Annotated in this window: 19 protein-coding genes; 6 read left to right on the plus strand and 13 right to left on the minus strand. The window is 69.1% G+C overall.

The annotated features are described in order from the left end of the window. Positions 1-14: 14 nt before the first annotated feature. Complete coding sequence (locus tag AB0J78_RS23465; protein WP_363792442.1) at positions 15-971, plus strand: TAXI family TRAP transporter solute-binding subunit; 957 nt, start codon at positions 15-17, stop codon at positions 969-971. Here the strand turns inward: AB0J78_RS23465 and AB0J78_RS23470 are convergent. The 4 genes from AB0J78_RS23470 to AB0J78_RS23485 form a co-directional block, all read right to left on the minus strand. Then, a complete protein-coding gene (locus AB0J78_RS23470; protein WP_363792444.1) occupies positions 950-2,329 on the minus strand; it encodes a HAMP domain-containing sensor histidine kinase in 1,380 nt (459 codons plus the stop codon). The genes AB0J78_RS23465 and AB0J78_RS23470 overlap by 22 nt on opposite strands. Before the next feature lie 3 nt (positions 2,330-2,332). After that, a complete protein-coding gene (locus AB0J78_RS23475) occupies positions 2,333-3,007 on the minus strand; it encodes a response regulator transcription factor (protein ID WP_363792446.1) in 675 nt (224 codons plus the stop codon). A gap of 268 nt (positions 3,008-3,275) precedes the next feature. Beyond that, positions 3,276-3,803: a DUF2269 domain-containing protein gene (locus AB0J78_RS23480; RefSeq protein ID WP_363792448.1), complete on the minus strand. Its 528-nt coding sequence runs from the start codon at positions 3,801-3,803 to the stop codon at positions 3,276-3,278. Continuing rightward, positions 3,803-3,964 (minus strand): hypothetical protein, encoded by a 162-nt coding sequence (locus AB0J78_RS23485; protein WP_363792450.1) that lies wholly within the window; start codon positions 3,962-3,964, stop codon positions 3,803-3,805. Before AB0J78_RS23485 ends, AB0J78_RS23480 begins: the two co-directional genes overlap by 1 nt. A gap of 100 nt (positions 3,965-4,064) precedes the next feature. Here AB0J78_RS23485 and AB0J78_RS23490 point away from each other — a divergent pair, with 100 nt between their 5' ends. Further along, positions 4,065-4,631 carry a TetR/AcrR family transcriptional regulator gene (locus tag AB0J78_RS23490; protein WP_363792452.1) on the plus strand — a complete coding sequence of 189 codons (567 nt, stop codon included), beginning with the start codon at positions 4,065-4,067 and terminating at the stop codon, positions 4,629-4,631. A 63-nt stretch (positions 4,632-4,694) separates the two neighbouring features. Here the strand turns inward: AB0J78_RS23490 and AB0J78_RS23495 are convergent, their stop codons facing one another. After that, the gene (locus AB0J78_RS23495; RefSeq protein WP_363792455.1) at positions 4,695-5,528 is read right to left on the minus strand and encodes an aldo/keto reductase; all 834 of its coding nucleotides are present in this window, start codon (positions 5,526-5,528) and stop codon (positions 4,695-4,697) included. Positions 5,529-5,786: 258 nt separating this feature from the next. Beyond that, a complete protein-coding gene (locus AB0J78_RS23500; protein ID WP_363792457.1) occupies positions 5,787-6,503 on the minus strand; it encodes a VTT domain-containing protein in 717 nt (238 codons plus the stop codon). Between the two features lie 163 nt (positions 6,504-6,666). On the opposite strand from AB0J78_RS23500, the gene AB0J78_RS23505 reads away from it, so the two are divergent. The 4 genes from AB0J78_RS23505 (at position 6,667) to AB0J78_RS23520 (ending at position 12,264) form a co-directional block, all read left to right on the plus strand. Further along, positions 6,667-7,068, plus strand: a complete 402-nt coding sequence (locus AB0J78_RS23505; protein ID WP_363792459.1) for a hypothetical protein — start codon at positions 6,667-6,669, stop codon at positions 7,066-7,068. 73 nt (positions 7,069-7,141) lie between these two features. Next, a complete protein-coding gene (locus AB0J78_RS23510) occupies positions 7,142-7,774 on the plus strand; it encodes a DUF305 domain-containing protein (RefSeq protein ID WP_363792461.1) in 633 nt (210 codons plus the stop codon). A 1,032-nt stretch (positions 7,775-8,806) separates the two neighbouring features. Continuing rightward, complete coding sequence (sbnA, locus tag AB0J78_RS23515) at positions 8,807-9,769, plus strand: 2,3-diaminopropionate biosynthesis protein SbnA (protein ID WP_363792819.1); 963 nt, start codon at positions 8,807-8,809, stop codon at positions 9,767-9,769. Next, on the plus strand, positions 9,766-12,264 hold the full coding sequence (locus tag AB0J78_RS23520; RefSeq protein ID WP_363792463.1) for an MFS transporter: 2,499 nt from the start codon (positions 9,766-9,768) through the stop codon (positions 12,262-12,264). Before sbnA ends, AB0J78_RS23520 begins: the two co-directional genes overlap by 4 nt. 146 nt (positions 12,265-12,410) lie before the next feature. Here AB0J78_RS23520 and AB0J78_RS23525 read toward each other — a convergent pair whose 3' ends face one another. The 7 genes from AB0J78_RS23525 to AB0J78_RS23555 all read right to left on the minus strand — a co-directional run bounded on the left by AB0J78_RS23525 (position 12,411) and on the right by AB0J78_RS23555 (position 18,647). Further along, positions 12,411-14,726: a heavy metal translocating P-type ATPase gene (locus tag AB0J78_RS23525; RefSeq protein WP_363792465.1), complete on the minus strand. Its 2,316-nt coding sequence runs from the start codon at positions 14,724-14,726 to the stop codon at positions 12,411-12,413. A gap of 14 nt (positions 14,727-14,740) precedes the next feature. Then, positions 14,741-15,694, minus strand: coding sequence for a hypothetical protein (locus tag AB0J78_RS23530; RefSeq protein ID WP_363792467.1), 954 nt, complete (start codon positions 15,692-15,694; stop codon positions 14,741-14,743). A 54-nt stretch (positions 15,695-15,748) separates the two neighbouring features. Further along, a complete protein-coding gene (locus tag AB0J78_RS23535; protein ID WP_363792469.1) occupies positions 15,749-15,958 on the minus strand; it encodes a heavy metal-associated domain-containing protein in 210 nt (69 codons plus the stop codon). 129 nt (positions 15,959-16,087) lie between these two features. Further along, on the minus strand, positions 16,088-16,309 hold the full coding sequence (locus tag AB0J78_RS23540) for a heavy-metal-associated domain-containing protein (protein ID WP_363792471.1): 222 nt from the start codon (positions 16,307-16,309) through the stop codon (positions 16,088-16,090). 19 nt (positions 16,310-16,328) lie between these two features. Continuing rightward, entirely contained in the window at positions 16,329-17,381 is a 1,053-nt protein-coding gene (locus tag AB0J78_RS23545) for a sulfite exporter TauE/SafE family protein (RefSeq protein WP_363792473.1), read from the minus strand. A 102-nt stretch (positions 17,382-17,483) separates the two neighbouring features. Then, positions 17,484-17,939, minus strand: a complete 456-nt coding sequence (locus AB0J78_RS23550) for a hypothetical protein (protein WP_363792475.1) — start codon at positions 17,937-17,939, stop codon at positions 17,484-17,486. 120 nt (positions 17,940-18,059) lie between these two features. After that, complete coding sequence (locus tag AB0J78_RS23555; RefSeq protein ID WP_363792477.1) at positions 18,060-18,647, minus strand: methyltransferase domain-containing protein; 588 nt, start codon at positions 18,645-18,647, stop codon at positions 18,060-18,062. Positions 18,648-18,787 lie beyond the last annotated feature (140 nt).

An 18,787-nucleotide genomic window follows, 5' to 3' on the forward strand; every position in this document is an offset into this window, starting at 1 on the left:
CGGAGGATAGGACCGTGCACGCAGGCAGGCTGAGCAGGCGCGGGCTGCTGTCGCTGGCTGCAGCGACGGCAGCCTGCTCTGCGTCGGACTCGCACGACGGTGCCCCCGGAACGGCTGTCGCGGTCGCCACCGGCGAGACCACGGGGTTCTTCCACGCGTACGGTCGCGAGCTGGCGGCTGTCCTGGCAGACGGGCTGCCCGGAGCGCGGGTCTCAACCGTGACCACCAGCGGAACCGTGGACAACTTGAGCCAGGCCGCTGGTATCCCCGGCACCTTCGGCCTGGCAGCGCTTGACGCAGCGGCCGCAGCTCAGCACGGTCAGTCCCCCTTCGCCCTGCGCCGACCGCCGCAGGCCGTGGGCAGGCTGTTCGACGACTACATCCACCTGGTCGTGGCGGGTGAGTCGTCCCTGCGCCGGATCTCGGACCTGGCCGGGCGCAAGGTATCGGTGGGGCCATCGGGTTCCGGGAGCGCGCTGGTCGCCGGGCGGTTGCTACAAGTCAGCGGGCTGCTCAGTCGAGTGTCCGTGGAACGGCTCGACTTCGGTGAGGCCCTCTCCGCCCTGGACCGCGGGACGTTGGACGCCCTGTTCTGGCAAGGCGGGCTCCCCACCGGCAGCCTCGTGCAACTGGCCCGGCGACGTCCCATCCGCCTGCTCCCGCTCGGCGACCTGCTGGGGTCGATGCGGGTGCGGCACGGCCCGTACTACCGCGCGGCGAGCATCCCGCGCGGCGTGTACGGCAACGGCACCCTGATCGACACCATCGCCGTGCCGGACCTGCTGGTGACCAGCACTTCGACTGAACCGGAACTGGTCCGCGCCGTGCTGGAGCTGATCTTCGAGGACCGGGAGCGCATCGAACGCGCGGTCCCCACCGCGGCACAGCTCGACCGCCGCGCCGCCATCGCCACCAGCCCCGTGCCCCTGCACGAAGGCGCTCTGCGCTACTACCGCGAGGTCAAGCGCTGATCAGGGGGCACGGGAACGAACACCGAGACCGCTAGCCCCCGTTCGCGGTTGCGCACCTCCAGGCGCCCTCCGAAGGAGGCGAGCAGCGCCTTCGAGATGCTCACTCCGAGCCCGGAGCCCTCGATGTTCTGGTGACGCGGGCTGCGCCAGAACCGGTTCCCGATCCTGGCGAACTCGTCCGCGGTCAGTCCCGGCCCCTCGTCGAGGACGGTGATGATCGCCTCGTCACCAGCTCTGCCGACATCCACAGTCACCTGCGCGCCGTCCGGGCTGAACTTGATCGCGTTGTCGACGACCGCGTCCAGAGCGCTGCTCAGCGCGGTCGAGTCGGCGAAGCCTCGCACCTCCGCACCAGTGCGTTCGAGCTCGATGGCGCGCTCGTCCGCGTTCGCCCGCCACGAGGCGAACCGCTCATCGACCAGCTCTCCGAGCCAGATCTCCGTCGGCGGCGACACGGACTCCTCGGCCGTGGCCAGCGCCAGCAGCTCATCGAGGATGCGGGCCAGCCGACGAGCCTCCGCCTGCGCGTCCGCCCACTCCCCGCGCAGCTCCGATGGCAGGTCCATCCCCAGCGCCTGCTGTCGCAGGAGCAGCGCGCTCAGCGGGTTGCGCAACTGGTGCGAGGCGTCCGAGACGAACGACCGCTGGCGCTGCCAGGCGGTCTGCACGGCGTCAGCCATGGAGTTGAACGACGCAGTCAGGCGGCGCAGCTCCGGGGGCCCTGCCGTGCCGGCGACCCGGGCGTCAAAGCGTCCCTGCGCGATCTCGTGGGTGGTCGCGTCAAGATCGCGCACCGGGCGCAGCACCCAGCGCGCGAGGCGGTCGGTCACCCATGCGCACACCGCGACCGCGAGGAGCACCCCGCCCGCGACCAGACCCCACCACCAGGCGACCTGCTGCCGCAGCGAGGTGGTGGGCGAGATCGTCACCGCCGCTCCTACGACGTCGCCTGCGCGCAACACCGGTACCGCCACGACGAGCGGGCGGTGGTCCCAGGGCGCCACCAGCGGTGGTGGCTCGCCGCGCCGTCCGGACAAGGCCGCGTGCACGGAAGGGTCCGCCATGAGCGCCTGGTGGGACGGTGCCGCACCGGCACGCACCGCGCCGTCGCGGTCGAGCGTGATGGCGCTGATGCCGTAGACCTGCTGGTAACGCGCCAGCTCGGAGTTGAGCCACGGCAAGTCCGCGTCGGTCGTCGCCTGCTCAGCCAGACCGGCGAACCGCTCGGCATCGTTGAGCCGGTCGGCGAACACACCTTCCGTCGCGCGGGCCGCGATCGACCACGCCAGCGGCACGCTGAGCGCGAGCAGCAAGCACACGACGAGCCCGAGCAGGAGGACGTTGATCCGGCCGCGCACGGCTCAGGGCCTCAGCCGGTAGCCGACTCCCCGAACGGTCTGCACCACGTCGGAGAGGCCGAGCTTGGTCCGCAACGATGCCACGTGCACCTCCAGCGTGCGCTGGCTGCCCTGCCAGTGCGTACCCCACACCTCGCTGAGAATCTGCTCTCGACTGAAGACGACGCCGGGCTGGCGCGCCAACATCGCCAGCAAGTCGAACTCCTTCCGAGTCAGCCGCACAGGCCGTCCGTCGGCGGTGACCTCGCGGGCATCGACGTCAACGCTGATGGGGCCCGCAGTCCTCGAGGTGGCCGCACCTCCGGCGCTCAGCTCGCTGCGTTGTGCGCTGCGTCTTGCCACAGCGTGGATTCGGGCGATCAACTCACCGACATCGTAGGGCTTGACCACGTAGTCGTCGGCGCCCAAGTTGAGCCCGTGGATCCGAGCACTTCGATCGGTGCGAGCGGTGACCACCAGGATCGGTCGGTCGAACCGCTGCCGCATCCGCCGGCACAGGTCGAAGCCGTCGACGTCGGGCAACCCGAGGTCGAGCAGGACGAGATCGGGTTCGCGCGCCAACGCCTCCAGCGCCTGCTGGCCGGTGCGGGCTCGTACGATCTCGAAGCCGTGCTTCACGAGCACCGCCATCAGCGCGTGCGCGACGTGGTCGTCATCCTCGACGATGAGAAGAAGCACCGGTCCATTATCACCCGGCCTCGCGCGCATCCCGCTCCGGTAGGTGACGCAGTTCCAAGCCGAGCCCGACCACGGCTCCGCGGTGCCCTCCGTGACGACGCTCCTCGTCAAAGCGTCGACCGAACCTGGGTTCAGAACTTCGAGTGCGACGCCGTCATTCAGCAGCGGAAGCGAACGACCACGACGTCACCGTCACAGTCCACAGGAGACCCCTCACAGACGCGTGAAAGGCCGCACCTCGACTGCGAACTCGCACCGGGTCCTGCCGCTAGGGCTCGGGCGTGGTCGTTCGAGCGGTGCCGGCGCGGTCGGGTCGTTGCAGTGCGCGCCAGCCGCGGCGGGTCAGCCCTCGCGGCTTGAACACCGAGAGCCCGATCGCGACGAGCAGCACCACGGCCGCGGCTCCGGCGTCGGCGAGGACCTGCACCTGCAGCGAGCCGTGGGCGCCGGATCCGGCTCGTTCGGCCAGGTGGCTCACCGGTCGCATGTGCACGAGCAGAACGGCGGTGGCCAGCGCGGTGATCACGAACTTCACCAGAACCCAGTAGTGCCGGAACAAGCCCCACTGCGTGCCCAACGCCTGCACGACACCCGTGATCAGCGAGAGGAGGCTCAACGGCACGATGACGAACCAGCCGGTCAGCTCCATCGCGAGGTACGCGGCTCGGGCCGCTTCGGGATCACCGCTCGCCAGCCCGGCGACGGCGAGCGCGAGGAACGCGGCGACCGCGCCGAACCAACCGACGGAGGACGCCACGTGCGCGGTCAGCGCGACCTTGCGAACACCCGGCGACATCACGGCAGGTGACCGCCCATGCCGCCGCCGGCGAGGTGCACGACCACGAACAGCACCAGCAGGGCCAGGGCGATGGCCACGAAGACCTTCACCCAGCGCGGCGTCGCGGGGCCGGAGTCGCCTGCGTCGCGGGTCTCGGGAGGCTGGGGTGCGGCTGCCATGTCGTGTCCTCGTCACTCGCTCGCTTCGACATTTTTACGATACACGTTGTCCATATCGCGACGTGATGTCTGCGGAGTGACGGTGCGTATAGTTCGCATGGTGCCCAGGTTGTGGAACGAGACGGTGGAAGAGCACCGGCGCGAGGTCGGTGACGCGATCCTGAACGCCACCGCCGAGCTGGTGGCCGAGCAGGGCCTGCACGCGGTGACGATGTCGCGGATCGCCACGAAGGCCGGGATCGGGAGGGCGACGCTCTACAAGTACTTCCCGGACATCGAGGCGATCCTCTTCGCATGGCACGAGCGCCAGGTCTCCGACCACCTCCAGCACCTCGCCAAGATCGGCCACGGCGCCGGCACCCCGGCGGAACGGCTCGAAGCCGTGCTGCGGGAGTTCGCGCAGATCTCCCACCAGAGGCACGGCGCGGAGATCGCCACGCTGCTGCACCGCGGCGAGCACGTCGCCCAAGCCCAGCAGCACCTGACCGGATTCCTCGGACACCTGATCGCCGAAGGCGTGCGGAACGGGGAGTTCCGCGATGACGTGGCGCCCGACGAGCTGGCGAACTTCTGCCTGCACTCGCTCACGGCCGCGGCCGGGCTGAGCTCCCAGGACGCCCTGCGACGGCTCGTCACGGTCACGATGGCGGGACTGCGCCCCGACTGACCGGCCGCCGAAGAGCCTGGCCCGGCAGGTGCCGCTCAGCCACGCAGCCTGATCCTCACGGTGTCAGAGGATTTCCAACGGGGTCGCCCGGTCCGGCGCAGGGAACTGCGCGTCGAGCTCGGCGAGATCGTCCGCCCACAACCGGATCTCCAGGGCTGCGTGGTTCTCCTCGACGTGGCCGCGAGTCGCGGCCTTCGGAATCGCGCAGAAGCCCTCACCGGCCAGGACCCAGGCGATGGCGATCTGCGCGGGCGTGACCCCGTGGCGCTCCGCGACCCGCCCCAACACCGGATCCCCGAGCACCCGGCCCTGCTCGATCGGTGAGTACGCCATCACCGGCAACTTCCGCTCCCGGCACCACGGGAGCAGGTCGAACTCGATCCCCCGCCGCGTGAGGTTGTAGAGCACCTGGTTGACCGCGCAACCGCTGCCACCCTCCTGCGCCCACAGCTCTCGCATGTCGTCGGAGTCGAAGTTGCTGACCCCGAAATGACCGATCTTGCCGCTGTCGCGCAGATCCTCGAACGCTTCGAGCGTCTCGGACAACGGCGTTCCGCCACGCCAGTGCAGCAGGTAGAGATCGAGATGATCGGTCCCCAGCCGACGCAGGCTGCGCTCGCACGCCTCGATCGCGTCCCGCCGGCCGGCGTTGTGCGGAAACACCTTGCTGACCAGGAAAACCTCGTCCCGCCGACCGTCGATCGCCTCGCCGACCACTTCCTCGGCACCACCACTGCCGTACATCTCAGCGGTGTCGATCAGACCCATGCCGAGGTCGAGCCCGCGTCGCAGCGCCGCGGCCTCCGCCGCGCGGTCCGAACCGCGCTCGCCCATGCCCCAGGTGCCCTGCCCCAACACAGGCAGGTCGCCGCCGGAAGGTAGCTGCAGGTGTCGCATCGTTCGCACTCCGTTTCGCGTTGTCGACGAACAGGCCGTGCCGGGCGCGAACCCAGTCTAAGGAACCCGTCGCCCACCCACGCGGCACCAGTTCGGTCCGGAACGTCGGTCTCCTCGCGACCGCCCACTGCGCCGGTTCCCCAGCGGGGACACCGAATCGCGAACCCATCGCGCGAGACCTCTCGACTAGCGCTCTGCGGCGGCTCATCGCTGTCACGATGACGGGACTGCGCCCGGGGTGAGGGATCTCAAGCTGCGTCAGCGCTGTGGAACGGCGTTCTCAGGGGCGGCATCTGGTGGCGCGGAGCGCGCGTGCGCGAGTCGTCGCGTCAGCCATCCCGCACCGACCAAGGCGGCCACGGCGAGTCCGAGCCAGATCGCGGGCATCCAACCGGCACCGGCGGCCAGGGCGTTGCCCGCGGTGATGTAGACGATGTTGGCAGGAAGCGTTCCCACAGCAGTTCCGGCGAGGAAGTGCAGCACGCGCACCCGGGTCACACCGGCGCCGTAGTTGACAACGCCGTAGGGAAGGATCGGAAGCAACCGGCAGATCACAGTTGCCGTGAAGCCTCGCCTCGCGAACGCGGAGTCCAGAGCGTTCAAGCGGCCCCTTCGGAGCAGAGGCGCCAGCGCATCGCGCCCGAGCAGGCGTGCGATGCCGAACGCCAACCCCGCTCCCAGCACGGTGCCGGTCACCACCACGAGCACGGCGACCGGCGGGGCGAACAAGATTCCGGCGATGGTGGACAGCGCGGGCCTGGGCGCGAACACGAGTGCAGCCACCCCGAAGAACAGCACGAAGAGCATCGGTGTCCACCAGGTACTCGCTTCTCGCCAGGTTCGGATGTCCAGCAGCGGCGCATCGGGCCCGAGCCACACTCCGGCAACGATGGCAACGGCGAGCCCGATGCCGAGGACGGCGAGCCGCAGGTACGGCGAGCCGGCAACGGCTGCGGCCTTGCTGATCGAAGACATCACCACTGCTCGCACCCAGCGCTTGAAGCTCGAAGGGTCGACGTTCGTCGACGGCCGCCCACTGTAGCCGTTGGTGTCGCCGCCTGGCCCTTTCCGCCTGACGAGCGGGCGCGGGTCGCCCTCCGCCTGCGTGTGGATACCCGCCCCCGGTATGGTCGGGCGCATGCACGTGCGGTCCCGGGTCGTCCGGTGGGGGCTGTTGGTCGCCCTCGCGTTGGGCGTGGTGCTCATGCATCACGCGCCGGGGCCGCATGTCTCCGAGAGCCCGCCGGCGCACACCCTCGCGATGAGCGCGGCGCCGATCACGGCCACGGCCGACGACGGGTGCGAGTGTCGCCATGCCGGTGAGCACAGCGGCGCCCCGTTCTCGTCCGGCCACGATGTGTTGCACCTGTGCCTGGCGATCCTGATCGGATTCGCCGCGTTCGTTCGCATGGCGTTCCGGCGCGGTCCGGGCCCGACCGCAGCCGGCCCGGCGCGCAGCTCGACTCCGCCAGGCATGCGCGGGCGCCCTCCGATTCCTCTTGCTCGACGTCTCGCCGTGCTGTGCGTGATGCGGTGCTGATCAACGGCGTTTTCAGCCTTTGAACACGCATTTCCTTTTCGCATCCACCAGCAAGACGTGAGGAATCTTCATGATGAAGCGCACGCGTGTGCTCACCGCCGCAGCGGTCGTCGCCACGGCGGCGGCTGTGACCGCCGGATGTTCCGGCGGGGACGACATGGCGAACATGCCGGGGCATGGAACACCACCCAGCGCCGGCCAGCAGCAGGCACCTGGGCAGGCAGCCCACAACCAGGCGGACGTGACCTTCACCCAGGGCATGATCCCGCACCACCAGCAGGCCATCGAGATGTCGCGCATGGCGGCCGACCGCGCGCAGTCTCCGGAGGTCAAGAAACTGGCTGAGCAGATCCAGGCCGCGCAGGGCCCGGAGATCGAGAAGTTGACCGGGTGGCTGCAGAGCTGGGGCGTCGGAGCACCCTCCGGGATGCCGGGAATGGATCACGGCGGTCACGGCGGCCATGGTGGATCCGGCGGCGGGATGATGTCGCCCGAGGAGATGAACCAGCTCGGGCAGTCCTCGGGTTCGGAGTTCGACCAGGCCTTCCTGTCGATGATGATCAAGCATCACGAAGGGGCGATCGAGATGGCCCGGACCGAGCTCAGCGCCGGCCAGTTCCCCGAGGCCAAGCAGATGGCTCAGCAGATCATCGATGCACAGCAGGCCGAGATCGACACCATGAAGCAGCTGCTTCCCCCGGGCTGACCTCGCCCGGCCTGGCTCGGGGGACGAGAACACGCTCTTCCCCCGAGCCGGTGCACGACTCTGAACGGGCACCGGTCTCGCGATGTCCGATTTATCTGGCCGCAGAGACCCGCTCGGCGCCATTCATTCGATCCACCACGAATAACCGCCCGGCCTCATCCGATTCGAGCTTGCTATGCACCGATTCCCCAGCGCGGACATCAACTCCCGAATCCATCGTGTGAGAGATGACATACGGCTTCGCGGCCTCTGGACGACGTCTCTAGTGTGGTGCCCGTGAAGGAGTTAACGGCACGGCAACACGGCTTGGGGAAGTGGCTCGCACTTCCCCTGCTCGTGCTGGGCTTTCTCCTCGTTCCGCTCGTGCTCCTGCCCGCACACGCGCTTCCCGGACACGCGGCGATGATGTCGCTGACCAATTCGGCGAGTTCGCACCACGGTGAAGCGCCTGGGCACACCCACGACCACGACACCCACGTTCCCGCGGTCTCGGATGCCGCCACCAGCCACGACGGCGATCACGGCCACCAAGCCCCGTATTGCGACGCGGGGCCTGATTACAGCGCCGTCGCACCTACCAGGCAGCTGAACACCCCGACTGAACTGGGGTTCCTCCTCCTGGCACTGGCATTCGCCGCGACGGCGGTCGCAGCGCTGTTCGCTGAGCCCGCGTGGGCACGGCGTCTTCGGCATTGGTTCTCCCGGCCACCGTGGAGACCATCCGGAACCGCCTTCCTCCACTTCGCGTGCATCGCACGAACCTGATTCCCGAATCGGATTCCCGTCCAGCTGAACCGCAAGCGAACTCTTCCTGAACACGCACTTTCTCCGTGTTCTCCCTCGCCTGCCTGAATTCGTTTCCCTGAACGGGATGTCCTTTTAGCGCGGCGGTGACGCAACCCCGCTGCAGCCGGTTTTTCGGCTCCTGCGTCGTCGCATGCGCATCGGTTCATGCTTTCCGCTTCTTCTCATCGCGGTGGCGCACCGAAGTGCGCCCCGAAGACCTGGAGGTTCGCAGTGATCCACGATTCGGTGATCGGTTGTGTCGGCTCAACCCCGATGGTGCGACTCAGCCGGTGTTTCCCCGAACCCGACGTGGAAGTGCTCGCCAAGCTGGAGATGCTCAACCCCGGCGGCAGCATGAAGGACCGCCCCGCGCGGTTCATCATCGAACAAGGCCTGGCCAGCGGAACCCTTCGACCGGGGATGCGGCTGGTGGAGAGCACCTCCGGCAACCTCGGCATCGCCCTGGCCATGGCAGCCGGTTTGCACGGCCTGTCCTTCACCGCCGTGGTCGACCCCAAGACCTCGCCGACGAACCTGCGCCTGCTGGAACTGTTCGGTGCCGAGGTCGAAATGGTGACCGAACGGGACGCGGCAGGCGGATACCTGCACTCCCGCGTTCAACGCGCCCGCGAGCTGGTGGATTCACTCCCGAACGCCACGCAGATCAACCAGTACGCCAACGAGCTCAACTGGCGCGCCTACCACGAAACCGCAGGCGCGGAGATCCTCGACGCCGTCGACGGCCCCATCGACTACCTGGTGGCAGCGGTCTCCACCACCGGCTCGATCCAGGGCATCGCCCGACGTCTGCGCAAGGACCACCCGAACCTCAAGGTCGTCGCCGTGGACGCCGTCGGCTCGGTCATCTTCGGAGCCCCCGCCGGACCGCGGCAGATCCCCGGCTTCGGGGCCAGCCGCGTCCCGGAGATCTACGACCCGGCCGAGATCGACGACGTCCTGAACGTCGCCGACGCCGAGTCCGCCGCCGGATGCCGACGGCTGCTGGCCACCGAGAAGGTCTTCGCCGGCGGATCCTCGGGTGCAGTGATCGCCGGGGTCGAGCACCTCATCTCCAGGCTGGAGGGCCCGGCCCGGATCGTGACGGTGCTGCCCGACCGCGGCGAGCGCTACCTCGACCTGGTCTACGACGACGAATGGGTCGCCAACCTGCCCGACCCGTGGCAGGAGCCCCAGGTGGTGGCACCGTGACCCGCACGCTGCGGACCCAGTCCCCGGGTAGCGCACCAGAGGATCACGCGGATTCGGCTCGCGGCCGCGGGCAGAACTTGGTCCTGCTGTGGGCTGGGCAGTTCGTCAACACCGCCGGGCTGATGATGCTGGTGCCGATCATGCCGTTCTACCTGGAGCAGATCGGCACCACCGGCGTCGCCGAGACCCAGACCTGGGCCGGGGTGGCCATCGCCGCCCCGGCCTTGGCCCTCACCGTCGCCACCCCGCTGTGGGGACGGCTGGGTGACCGCATCGGCCGCAAGTGGATGGTGGTGCGCGCTCTGCTGGGATTGGCGGTGGCCATGGTCGTCATGACCGTGGCCAGCACTCCCCTGCTCCTCGTGGTCGGTCGCCTGCTGCAGGGCACGCTCGGCGGTGTCGTGGAGGCAGCGGCGGCGTTCGCGGGCTCGACCGGTACCGACGAGAAACGCGGTTCAGCACTCGGCAAATCCTTCAGCGCCACCGCAGCAGGAGCGTTGGTCGGACCCATCGCCGGTGGTCTCGTCGTCGGTTCCGACGGCCTGCACCAGCTCATGCTGGCCATCGCCGCCGCCGCGACCGCCCTCGCCATCGCCTGCGCCGCGGGTCTGCGCGAGCCCGATCGAGCTCCAGCCGGTGCGGCGCGCAAGCACACGACCGGCCAACCCCGTCGCCGCGGGTCGGTCATGCGGGTTCCGGGCGCAACGTTGCTGGCGCTCGCGGCGATCGGAACGTACTTCGGCGTCTACGGCCTCATCCCCATCTACGCCGAACACATCCAAGGCATCGTCATCGAGGCGCGCGCGGCAAGCGTGTGGGTCGGCGTCCTGCACTCGGTGATGTGGGGTGCGACCCTGCTCGGCTCGTTCTGGTGGGGCAAGCACAACGACCTCACCGGACGGCCGCTGCGCACCTTCGCGATCACCGCCGCCGGGTGCGCGGCGTCCATCGCCGTCGTCTCCCTGCCGCTGGACCCCTTCGCGATGATCCCGTTCCGGCTGGTGCAGGGCTTCTGCTTCGCCGCCCTCGCCCAATCGTTGTTCCTGCACTTCAGCAGGCACGCGCCCGGTGAGCACAAGAGCGCGTTCGTCAGCACCGCCAACAGCTACTTGCTCATCGGACAATCAGCCGGTCCGCTGCTGGCCGGTCCGCTGGTCGGGTTCCTCTCCGCTCCCACTGCCGTGCTGGTCATGGCGGTCGTCTGCGGGATCGGGGCATTGCTGGCGCTCAAGCCCTGCCTCGCTGAAAGACCTGACCACGACCTCGACGGAGACGCGGACAACGCGGATCTCGTCGAATTCGAAGCAACCGGGCCGATCCCTGCCGTCACCTCGCCGCACAACGGCGTGGCCGTCGTCCCGTTTCGGGGCTGGCGCATCAGCTCGCGCCATCTCGATTCCCTCGCTGCCCGCTACGCCACGCCGTGGAGCCCCAGTCCGGCTTCAGCCGCCGTACCCGGCACCCTGAGCGCCTGGCAGCGCAGCGGCGTGGTCCTGCAGGATCGGCAGCCCTCCTTCTACGCCTACGAGCAGACCGGACCACGTGGAACCATCCGCGGAGTGCTTGCCGCGGTGCACCTGGACAGCGGGCTGCGCACGCACGAGGAGATCATCCCCGAGCGCGCCGCGGACCTCACCCGGCTCATGAACCGCGGCCAGATGGACCTCGCCCCCGCCTTGCTCGGCTTCTCGGGTGATGGCCGCACCACCCGACATCTCGCAGGCACGGCGCGTCAGGAACCCGTCACCGATCTCCTGGCCGACGACGGTCAGTTTCATCGGCTCTGGCGCATCACCGACCACGCGACGCAGGACGACATCATCGCCGAACTGGACGCGCGCACGGCCTTCATCGCCGACGGCCACCACCGCTACTCCGCTGCCCGCCAGTACCGCCGCTCGGCCTACGCCGACGGCCACGGGCCTGGCCCGTGGGACTACTTCTCGGGCCTGCTGGTCGACGTCACCGCAACCCCGTTGCGACTCGCGCCCGTCCACCGGGTGCTGCCCCACCTGGACCCGCACCACGCACTCCGGACCGCGTCGTCCCAGTTCCGGATCCACCCGCTGCACGGACCGCTGACCCACTGGCTCGCCGCGCTGAAACGCCACTCCCGCACCGGTCCGGCCTTCATCCTCGCCACCCCGCGTGGCGGCTTCCTGCTCACCGAACCGCATCCCCGATTTCTCCACGCCACCCTCGACGGCACCCCGCCTCCCCTGCGCTCGACGCACGTCGCGGTCCTGGACACCGCCCTGATCAGCCACCTGTGGCGAATCCCCGAGCATCCCGGTCACATTGAGTTCGAACCGAACGCAACCACGGCCGTCGAAACGGCCCGACGCACCGGAGGAGTCGCAGTCCTGACGAATCCGCCGACCCAGCACGACCTCAAAACCGCCGCCACCGCAGGAATCCGCCTCCCCCGCAAATCGACCTCGTTCGGTCCGAAACCGCACCCCGGACTGGTGTTCCGGACCCTCGACGACCAGTGAGGCGCCCGCTCACGTCGGCACAACCCGGGCCCTGCGCTCGAAATGGCTCACACGCAAAAAGAGGGTGGCCGGGACGACGATCCCGGCCACCCTCGACACCCACACCCGCGATGGAGGTGCGGAACCGCCGCAGCCGCCCCGGGCGGTCAGCTCGTCCTGGCGGTGGCGAGTGCGGGTTCGCGTCTCGCACTTCCTGCCGCCGGGTTGCTCGTGATGGAGGTGCGGAACCTCCGCAGCCTGAGGCTGTTGGCGACCACGAAGGCGCTGGAGAAGCCCATCGCCGCGCCGGCGATCATCGGGTTGAGCAGTCCGAGCGCCGCCAGCGGTAGCGCGGCCACGTTGTAGGCGAAAGCCCAGAACAGGTTGCCCTTGATCGTGCCCAGCGTGCGCCGCGAGAGCCGGATGGCGTCCACCGCCGCCCGCAGGTCACCGCGCACGAGGGTGAGGTCGGAGGCCTCGATGGCGACATCGGTGCCGGTGCCCATCGACAACCCGAGGTCGGCTTGAGCCAGGGCCGCGGCATCGTTGATGCCGTCGCCGACCATCGCCACCACTCGCCCTTCCCGTTGCAGGCGCGTGATGACCTCGACCTTGTCCTGCGGCAGGACTTCGGCGATGACCTCGTCGATGCCGACCTCACCGGCCACGGTGCGGGCAACCGTCTCGTTGTCGCCGGTGAGCAGCACCGGCCTCAACCCGAGCTCGCCGAGTTGCGAGATCGCCTCCGCCGATCCGGGTTTGACGGTGTCGGCGATCTCGAGCACGGCGCGCGCGGCACCGTCCCAGGACACCGCGACCGCCGTTCGGCCCGCGCGCTCGGCGGAATTTCGCGCGGTGACGAGCTCGTCCGGCAGCGGCTGGCTCCACTGCTCGAGCAGTGCGGGCCGTCCGACCAGGACGGCGTGGCCGTCGACCACGGCCTGCACGCCCAAGCCCTCGGTGTTGCTGAAGTCCTCGACCGCGGGCAGCTCCCCCACTCGTTCGCGAGCTCCGCGGGCGATGGCCTGCGCGATGGGGTGTTCGGAGGCGTGCTCAGCGGCACCGGCCAAGCGCAGCACCTCGTCCTCGTCGGCACCCTCAGCGAGGTGGACGCCGACAAGGGACATCTGCCCGGTGGTGACGGTGCCGGTCTTGTCCAGCACGACGGTGTCGATGCGCCGGGTGGACTCCAGCACCTCCGGCCCCTTGATCAGGATTCCCAGCTGCGCGCCGCGCCCGGTCCCGACCAGCAATGCGGTGGGGGTGGCCAGTCCGAGCGCGCAGGGGCAGGCGATGATCAGCACCGCGACCGCGGCGGTGAACGCCGCCGTGGCGCCCCCATCGGCGCCGAGCCAGAACCCGAGCGTGGCGATGGCCAGTGCGATCACGATCGGTACGAACACCGCCGAGATCCGATCGGCCAGCCGCTGCACCTCGGCCTTGCCGTTCTGGGCGTCCTCCACCAGTTTCGCCATCTGCGCCAGCTGCGTGTCGGCGCCGACGCGCACCGCGCGCACGGCCAAGCGACCTCCGGCGTTCACGGTCGCGCCGGTCACGGCGTCTCCCGCGGTGACCTCTACGGGCACCGATTCGCCGGTGAGCATGCTGGCGTCGACCGCCGAGCTGCCTTCCTCGACGACCCCGTCGGTGGCGATCTTCTCGCCGGGACGCACGACGAAGTGATCGCCGACGGCGAGCTGGTCGATCGGGATGCGCTGCTCGCGTCCGTCGCGGAGCACGGCGACGTCCTTCGCGCCGAGTTCCAGCAGCGCGCGCAGCGCCGCACCGGCGCGACGCTTGGACCGCGCTTCGAAGTACCGCCCGGCCAGGATGAAGGTCGTCACGCCAGCGGCGACTTCGAGGTAGATGTTGCTGTCACCGGCCATGCGCTGGACGGTCAGCTCGAAGGGGTGCGTCATGCCCGGTGTTCCGGCTGTGCCGAGAACCAGCGCGTACAGCGACCACAGGAACGCCGCCAGGGTGCCCATCGAGATCAGCGTGTCCATGGTGGCCGCTCCGTGGCGCAGGTTCGCCCACGCGGCGCGGTGGAAAGGCAACGCGCCCCACACGACGACGGGGGCCGCCAGCGCGAGCGAAATCCACTGCCAGTAGGTGAACTGCCACACCGGCACCATCGCCAGCACGATCACCGGAACGGACAACGCCGCCGACACGACCAGTCGATCGCGCAGGATCCGCACCGGATCGTCCTGTTCTCGCTCCTGCTCGGCGCTCGCATCGGGAGTCGGCAGGGTCGCCGTGTAGCCGGCGGCCTCGACCTGCTCCACGAGCTGCTGCGGGTCCAGGCCGGGTGGCAAGGACACCTTGGCCTTCTCGGTGGCGTAGTTGACGGTGGCGGTGACGCCGTCGAGCTTGCCGAGGCGCTTCTCGACCCGCGCGGCACATGAAGCGCAGGTCATGCCGCCGATCGCGAGTTCGATCTCCCGGCCCGTCACGCTCGGGGACTCACTGACCTTGCTCATCGAGGTTCTCCTGTTCACCCGTGGCTCCCGTGGCCGTCACCGGACGGCGGCTGCGCCTGGCGGCTGTCCGCGGGTCCCGTGTCGACCGTGAACTCCGCCGTGCGGACTCGGCCTTCGTGTTGGAAGTCGAGGAAGAGCCGGTAGGTGCCCGCAGAAGGAACCTCGGCCCGGAACGTGATCTCCGGCCCTGCCGGAGTGCGGCCATCGCCGGGGGCTCCCTCGGGATGCACGTGGAGGTAGGCGAGATCGCCCGTGCGCAGCGCGACCAGGTGCCCGTAGGCGGCCAGGTAGGGCTGCAGGTCCGTGACGGGTCGCCCGTCCTTGCTCACCGACAGCGTGAGCGGAGACGATCGCCCGGCCGTGAGCTGCCCGTCCAACCTGACCTGGTAGCCGTCGACCTCCGCGATGCGGGATGGCGCGTGCGCAACCGGCTCGAAGACCCCCGGCGCGGAGACGTCCAGACCCAGCGTCTGATCCGCACCGCCGGTCGGGACGAAATCGGCGAAGACCCGATAGGTACCCCCTAGGGGTAGCCGCATCGGCACGTTCCAGGTGCCGTCCGGGCTCATCTCCGGGTGCAGGTGCTCGTAACCGGCCGTGTCACGGCGAACGACGATCAGGTGCATCCGCTTGTCGTGCTCGGCGTCGAACCGCGTCACCGGGTTCCCGTCGGGGCCGATGATGCGGAAGGAGAAGTTCTCGATGCTGCCGGGCGTGATCGTCGTCGTGGTGGACGTGAGGGTGTAACCGTCCCTGGTCGACGCGAGTCCCGCCGGAAGGTCCTGCGTGACTCCCGCGACGGTGCCGCTGTGGCTGTCCCCACCACCGGCGTGCCCAACGCCGGAGTGCCCACCCTGCGCCGCGACGCCGGTGGTGAAGGGACCGACAGCGGTTCCGGCCGCCCACGCCCCGCCGAAGGCGAGCGCGAGCACCGCACCGTAGGCGGAGAGCTTCGCTGCTGTGTTCATTTTTCAACCCCTCGCGAGTCCGGGCCCTTCAGCGGGCCCTTGCGGGCCGAGGCCCTAGTGGGATGCCAGCTCGTAGCCGGCCTCTTCGACGGCTTCGCGCACGGTCACCTCGCTGAGCGCCGCATCACTGGTCACCGTCACCGCGCCGGTCGGCAGGTCGACCGCCACGTCCGACACACCGGTGATCTTGCTGATCTCCTCGGTCACCGACGCGGCGCAGTGGCCGCAGGTCATCCCGCTGACCGCGTAGGTCATTTCCGCCATGGCAATTCCTCTCCGGCCTGACTCGAATCCCTCGTAAAAAATATACCCCTAGGGGGTATAGGTAGTCAACGGCTCGAACGCCAGGAACAACCGAGTCGGCGGCACCACGCGGCCAGCCCAGCCGCTCGGTCAGCCGGTGGGCTCGGCTCGGTATCCGGCCTCAGCGATCGCCGCGATGACGTCGGCGGTGCTGGACCTGGTGAGGTCCAGTTCCACGACGCTCCGGCCTGTCTTGACCGAGGTCGTCGTGCTGTGCACGCCGGGCAGGTCTTCGAGCACATCGTCGACGAGCAGGCTGCAGCTGCCACAGTGCATGCCGGTGACGCGGAAGGTGACGATGGTGGTCGCCATGCAGTTCTCCTCTGCTCGGTCAGGCGGCGGTGAGGGTGCCGGTGTACATGCCCATGCCGCAGGAGTACGCCACCGGCCCCGGCGGCAGTGCACCGAGCTCGACGGCGGTCGCCCCTCGAACCGGAAGGATCTTGTCGACGTTGCGATCGGGGATGATGAACGAGCGCACACAGCCCTGCGCGTTGTCGGACTCGATGACGAGCGTGGTCGGCACACCTGCGCGGACCTGGACGTTGGCCGGGCTGTAGGCGCCGGTGCTCGCGGTGATCACCACGGTCTGATGGCCGTTCTGGACGGTCACGGTGCCCGCCGGCGGCGGCTCCTCAGCGGTGGCCGCCCGGGTGAGCCGGCTGGCCGCCAGCGGGGATCCGGCGAGTTCGAGGCCTCCGTTGGAGGTGTAGAGGCCGGTGATCACGACGACGATGCCGGTGAGTGCAGCAAGGCGACCGCGCCAGGCGGTAGCGGCTTTGCGAGCGAGGTAGCCGAGCAGGGCGAACAGCGGGCTGGTGCCGATCACGAAGGCCGCCATGATGGTCGCTCCGGTCAGTGGAGAGCCGGAGGCCAAGGCCAGCGCCTCGACCGAGAGCGTCACGCCGCACGGGATGAGCACGCTGACCACCCCGAGCAGCGTCGGTGCCAGCGTCGACCGGGAGCGCGAGCGGTCGCGCACGATCCGCATCCACGACAGGGGCGGTTCGATGACGATGTTGCGAAAACCCGGCACACCGAGCTGCGCGAGACCGAAGGCGATGATCACCACGCCGACAAGCAGCTGAATCCACGTGCGCAGGCCGACCGACAGCTGCGCCACGCCGCCCAACGCACCCAGCAGGGCACCGAGGATCGCGTGCGAGAAGAGCTTGCCGATCAGAAAACCACCGACCGGCGCTAGATCGTCAGCGAGGTGACCCAGCGCTCCTCGGGCTTGGAGGCGGGTGCCACCGAGGGCTGATCCCCGCTCGGTGACGCGGCGTTGGCGGGAGATCATCCCGGCCAGCAGGCCGCCTTGCACGGCCGCGCAGGACACCCCACCGGCCAACAATCCGGTGAGCAAAACAGCGATCAGATCCATGAAGAAGACTCCTACGAACGAAGCAAGAGAAGAGGAAGCGCGCACGGGCGCGCTCAGTGACCGCACGAATACGAAACATGCGGCGCTGTGGACGGACTTCTTCTACGTTCGCAGGATGCAGAGCTGAATCAGGCTGGGCCGCAACGGTGCACGCGGCCGAGCGCGCGCATCGGTCCGCCGCAGAATGCGGGTCCCGAGCGGGATCAGCGAGCGGCGCAGCAGCACCAGCGTTCCGAGCATGGTGACCAACAGCGCCAAGCAGGTCATCAGCAGAGACCCGCCCGTGGACTCATCGTCATTGCTGGTGTGAGTCATGTCTGCCGTTGAACTGGGCATGACGGCGCTCGGATCGTGGCTGCCCGAGGCGTAGGGGTGTCCCAGACCTGCCGTGGCGCCCATCGCCTCGTCGGCGCTCGCCGCGAGGTGCGCCGGGGGCATCATGCCGTCGGCGCACTGCGGGGCGAGCATGAGCGCGAATCCCGCTACCACCGTGAGCACTGCGATGAGCCGCGCGAGGGTGCCTCGCGCGCCTCGTACCCAACGATTCGGGTTCGCCATCGCCACGCAGGCTACCGGGTTCGTCCACGAGCCGTCCGGGGACGGGGACGCCTAGTCACCGCGCACCGGTCAGACACCGTGGAGGAGCGGGCCAGACCACAGTGGAACAGCGACACCTCATCAGACCGTTCGGCACGCGACGATTTCGATCGCGGGGCTGTTGAACCTCCGCGGACGCAGGGTGACTTCAAGGCGGTCGAAACCAACCTGCGCGGCAACTTTTCGCAGCTCCTCGGGTTCCACATCGAGGACGTGCCGATGAACGCTGACCACCAAGCGTCCACCAGGACGCAGAACGCGGAACAACTCGGCGAAACCCTCCGGGCGCTCCCACAACATCACGTTGTTGACGGAGATCACCGCATCCGCAGACGCATCAGCACACCCCGTCCGCTCGGCGGTGCCATCGCGGATCTTCACCAACCCTCGCGCGATCTCCTCTCCGCATCTCGACGCAGCCATCTCCCGCATCGCCGCTGAGGGGTCCACTCCCAACACGGTCCCTCGCGGCGAGACGGCCGCAGCGGCGAGCCTCAGGCCCACACCCGGCCCGTGCCCGACCACGACGACCGCGTCGCCGGAAACCAGCCCGGCCTGATCGACAGCCCGGATTTCCTGCTCGGCGTTGGCCTTCGCCATGAGCGCGCCGCCCAGCCGGCCCACCAACCCCGACGGATGACCGAAACCTCGGTCGAACAGCTGCATCATCAGTTTCGCCATACGGGGAGAACACCACCTGCGGGCCTCAGGCGCATCAGGGCGAACCCTGGAACACCCACCATCCTGGTGCGCTCACCGTCGGCGGGCTCGGCGCTGACGCTCATCGCGCATGAGTTGACGCGTTTCCT

Origin of the sequence: Saccharopolyspora sp. NPDC049426 (assembly GCF_040676935.1) — a bacterium.
Taxonomy (GTDB): Bacteria; Actinomycetota; Actinomycetes; order Mycobacteriales; family Pseudonocardiaceae; genus Saccharopolyspora.

What these genes read in the sequence shown, in the direction of transcription:
- AB0J78_RS23480 (WP_363792448.1), bottom strand. Translation starts at nt 3,803, where the DNA reads ATGTCGCCGGGTGTTCGCAAGGTCGCGCTGACCGCGCACGTGGCGTCC.
- AB0J78_RS23485 (WP_363792450.1), bottom strand. Translation starts at nt 3,964, where the DNA reads ATGGCAGCCGCACCCCAGCCTCCCGAGACCCGCGACGCAGGCGACTCC.
- AB0J78_RS23495 (WP_363792455.1), bottom strand. Translation starts at nt 5,528, where the DNA reads ATGCGACACCTGCAGCTACCTTCCGGCGGCGACCTGCCTGTGTTGGGG.
- AB0J78_RS23500 (WP_363792457.1), bottom strand. Translation starts at nt 6,503, where the DNA reads ATGTCTTCGATCAGCAAGGCCGCAGCCGTTGCCGGCTCGCCGTACCTG.
- AB0J78_RS23505 (WP_363792459.1), top strand. Translation starts at nt 6,667, where the DNA reads ATGCACGTGCGGTCCCGGGTCGTCCGGTGGGGGCTGTTGGTCGCCCTC.
- AB0J78_RS23510 (WP_363792461.1), top strand. Translation starts at nt 7,142, where the DNA reads ATGAAGCGCACGCGTGTGCTCACCGCCGCAGCGGTCGTCGCCACGGCG.
- AB0J78_RS23525 (WP_363792465.1), bottom strand. Translation starts at nt 14,726, where the DNA reads ATGAGCAAGGTCAGTGAGTCCCCGAGCGTGACGGGCCGGGAGATCGAA.
- AB0J78_RS23530 (WP_363792467.1), bottom strand. Translation starts at nt 15,694, where the DNA reads ATGAACACAGCAGCGAAGCTCTCCGCCTACGGTGCGGTGCTCGCGCTC.
- AB0J78_RS23535 (WP_363792469.1), bottom strand. Translation starts at nt 15,958, where the DNA reads ATGGCGGAAATGACCTACGCGGTCAGCGGGATGACCTGCGGCCACTGC.
- AB0J78_RS23540 (WP_363792471.1), bottom strand. Translation starts at nt 16,309, where the DNA reads ATGGCGACCACCATCGTCACCTTCCGCGTCACCGGCATGCACTGTGGC.
- AB0J78_RS23545 (WP_363792473.1), bottom strand. Translation starts at nt 17,381, where the DNA reads ATGGATCTGATCGCTGTTTTGCTCACCGGATTGTTGGCCGGTGGGGTG.
- AB0J78_RS23550 (WP_363792475.1), bottom strand. Translation starts at nt 17,939, where the DNA reads ATGGCGAACCCGAATCGTTGGGTACGAGGCGCGCGAGGCACCCTCGCG.
- AB0J78_RS23555 (WP_363792477.1), bottom strand. Translation starts at nt 18,647, where the DNA reads ATGATGCAGCTGTTCGACCGAGGTTTCGGTCATCCGTCGGGGTTGGTG.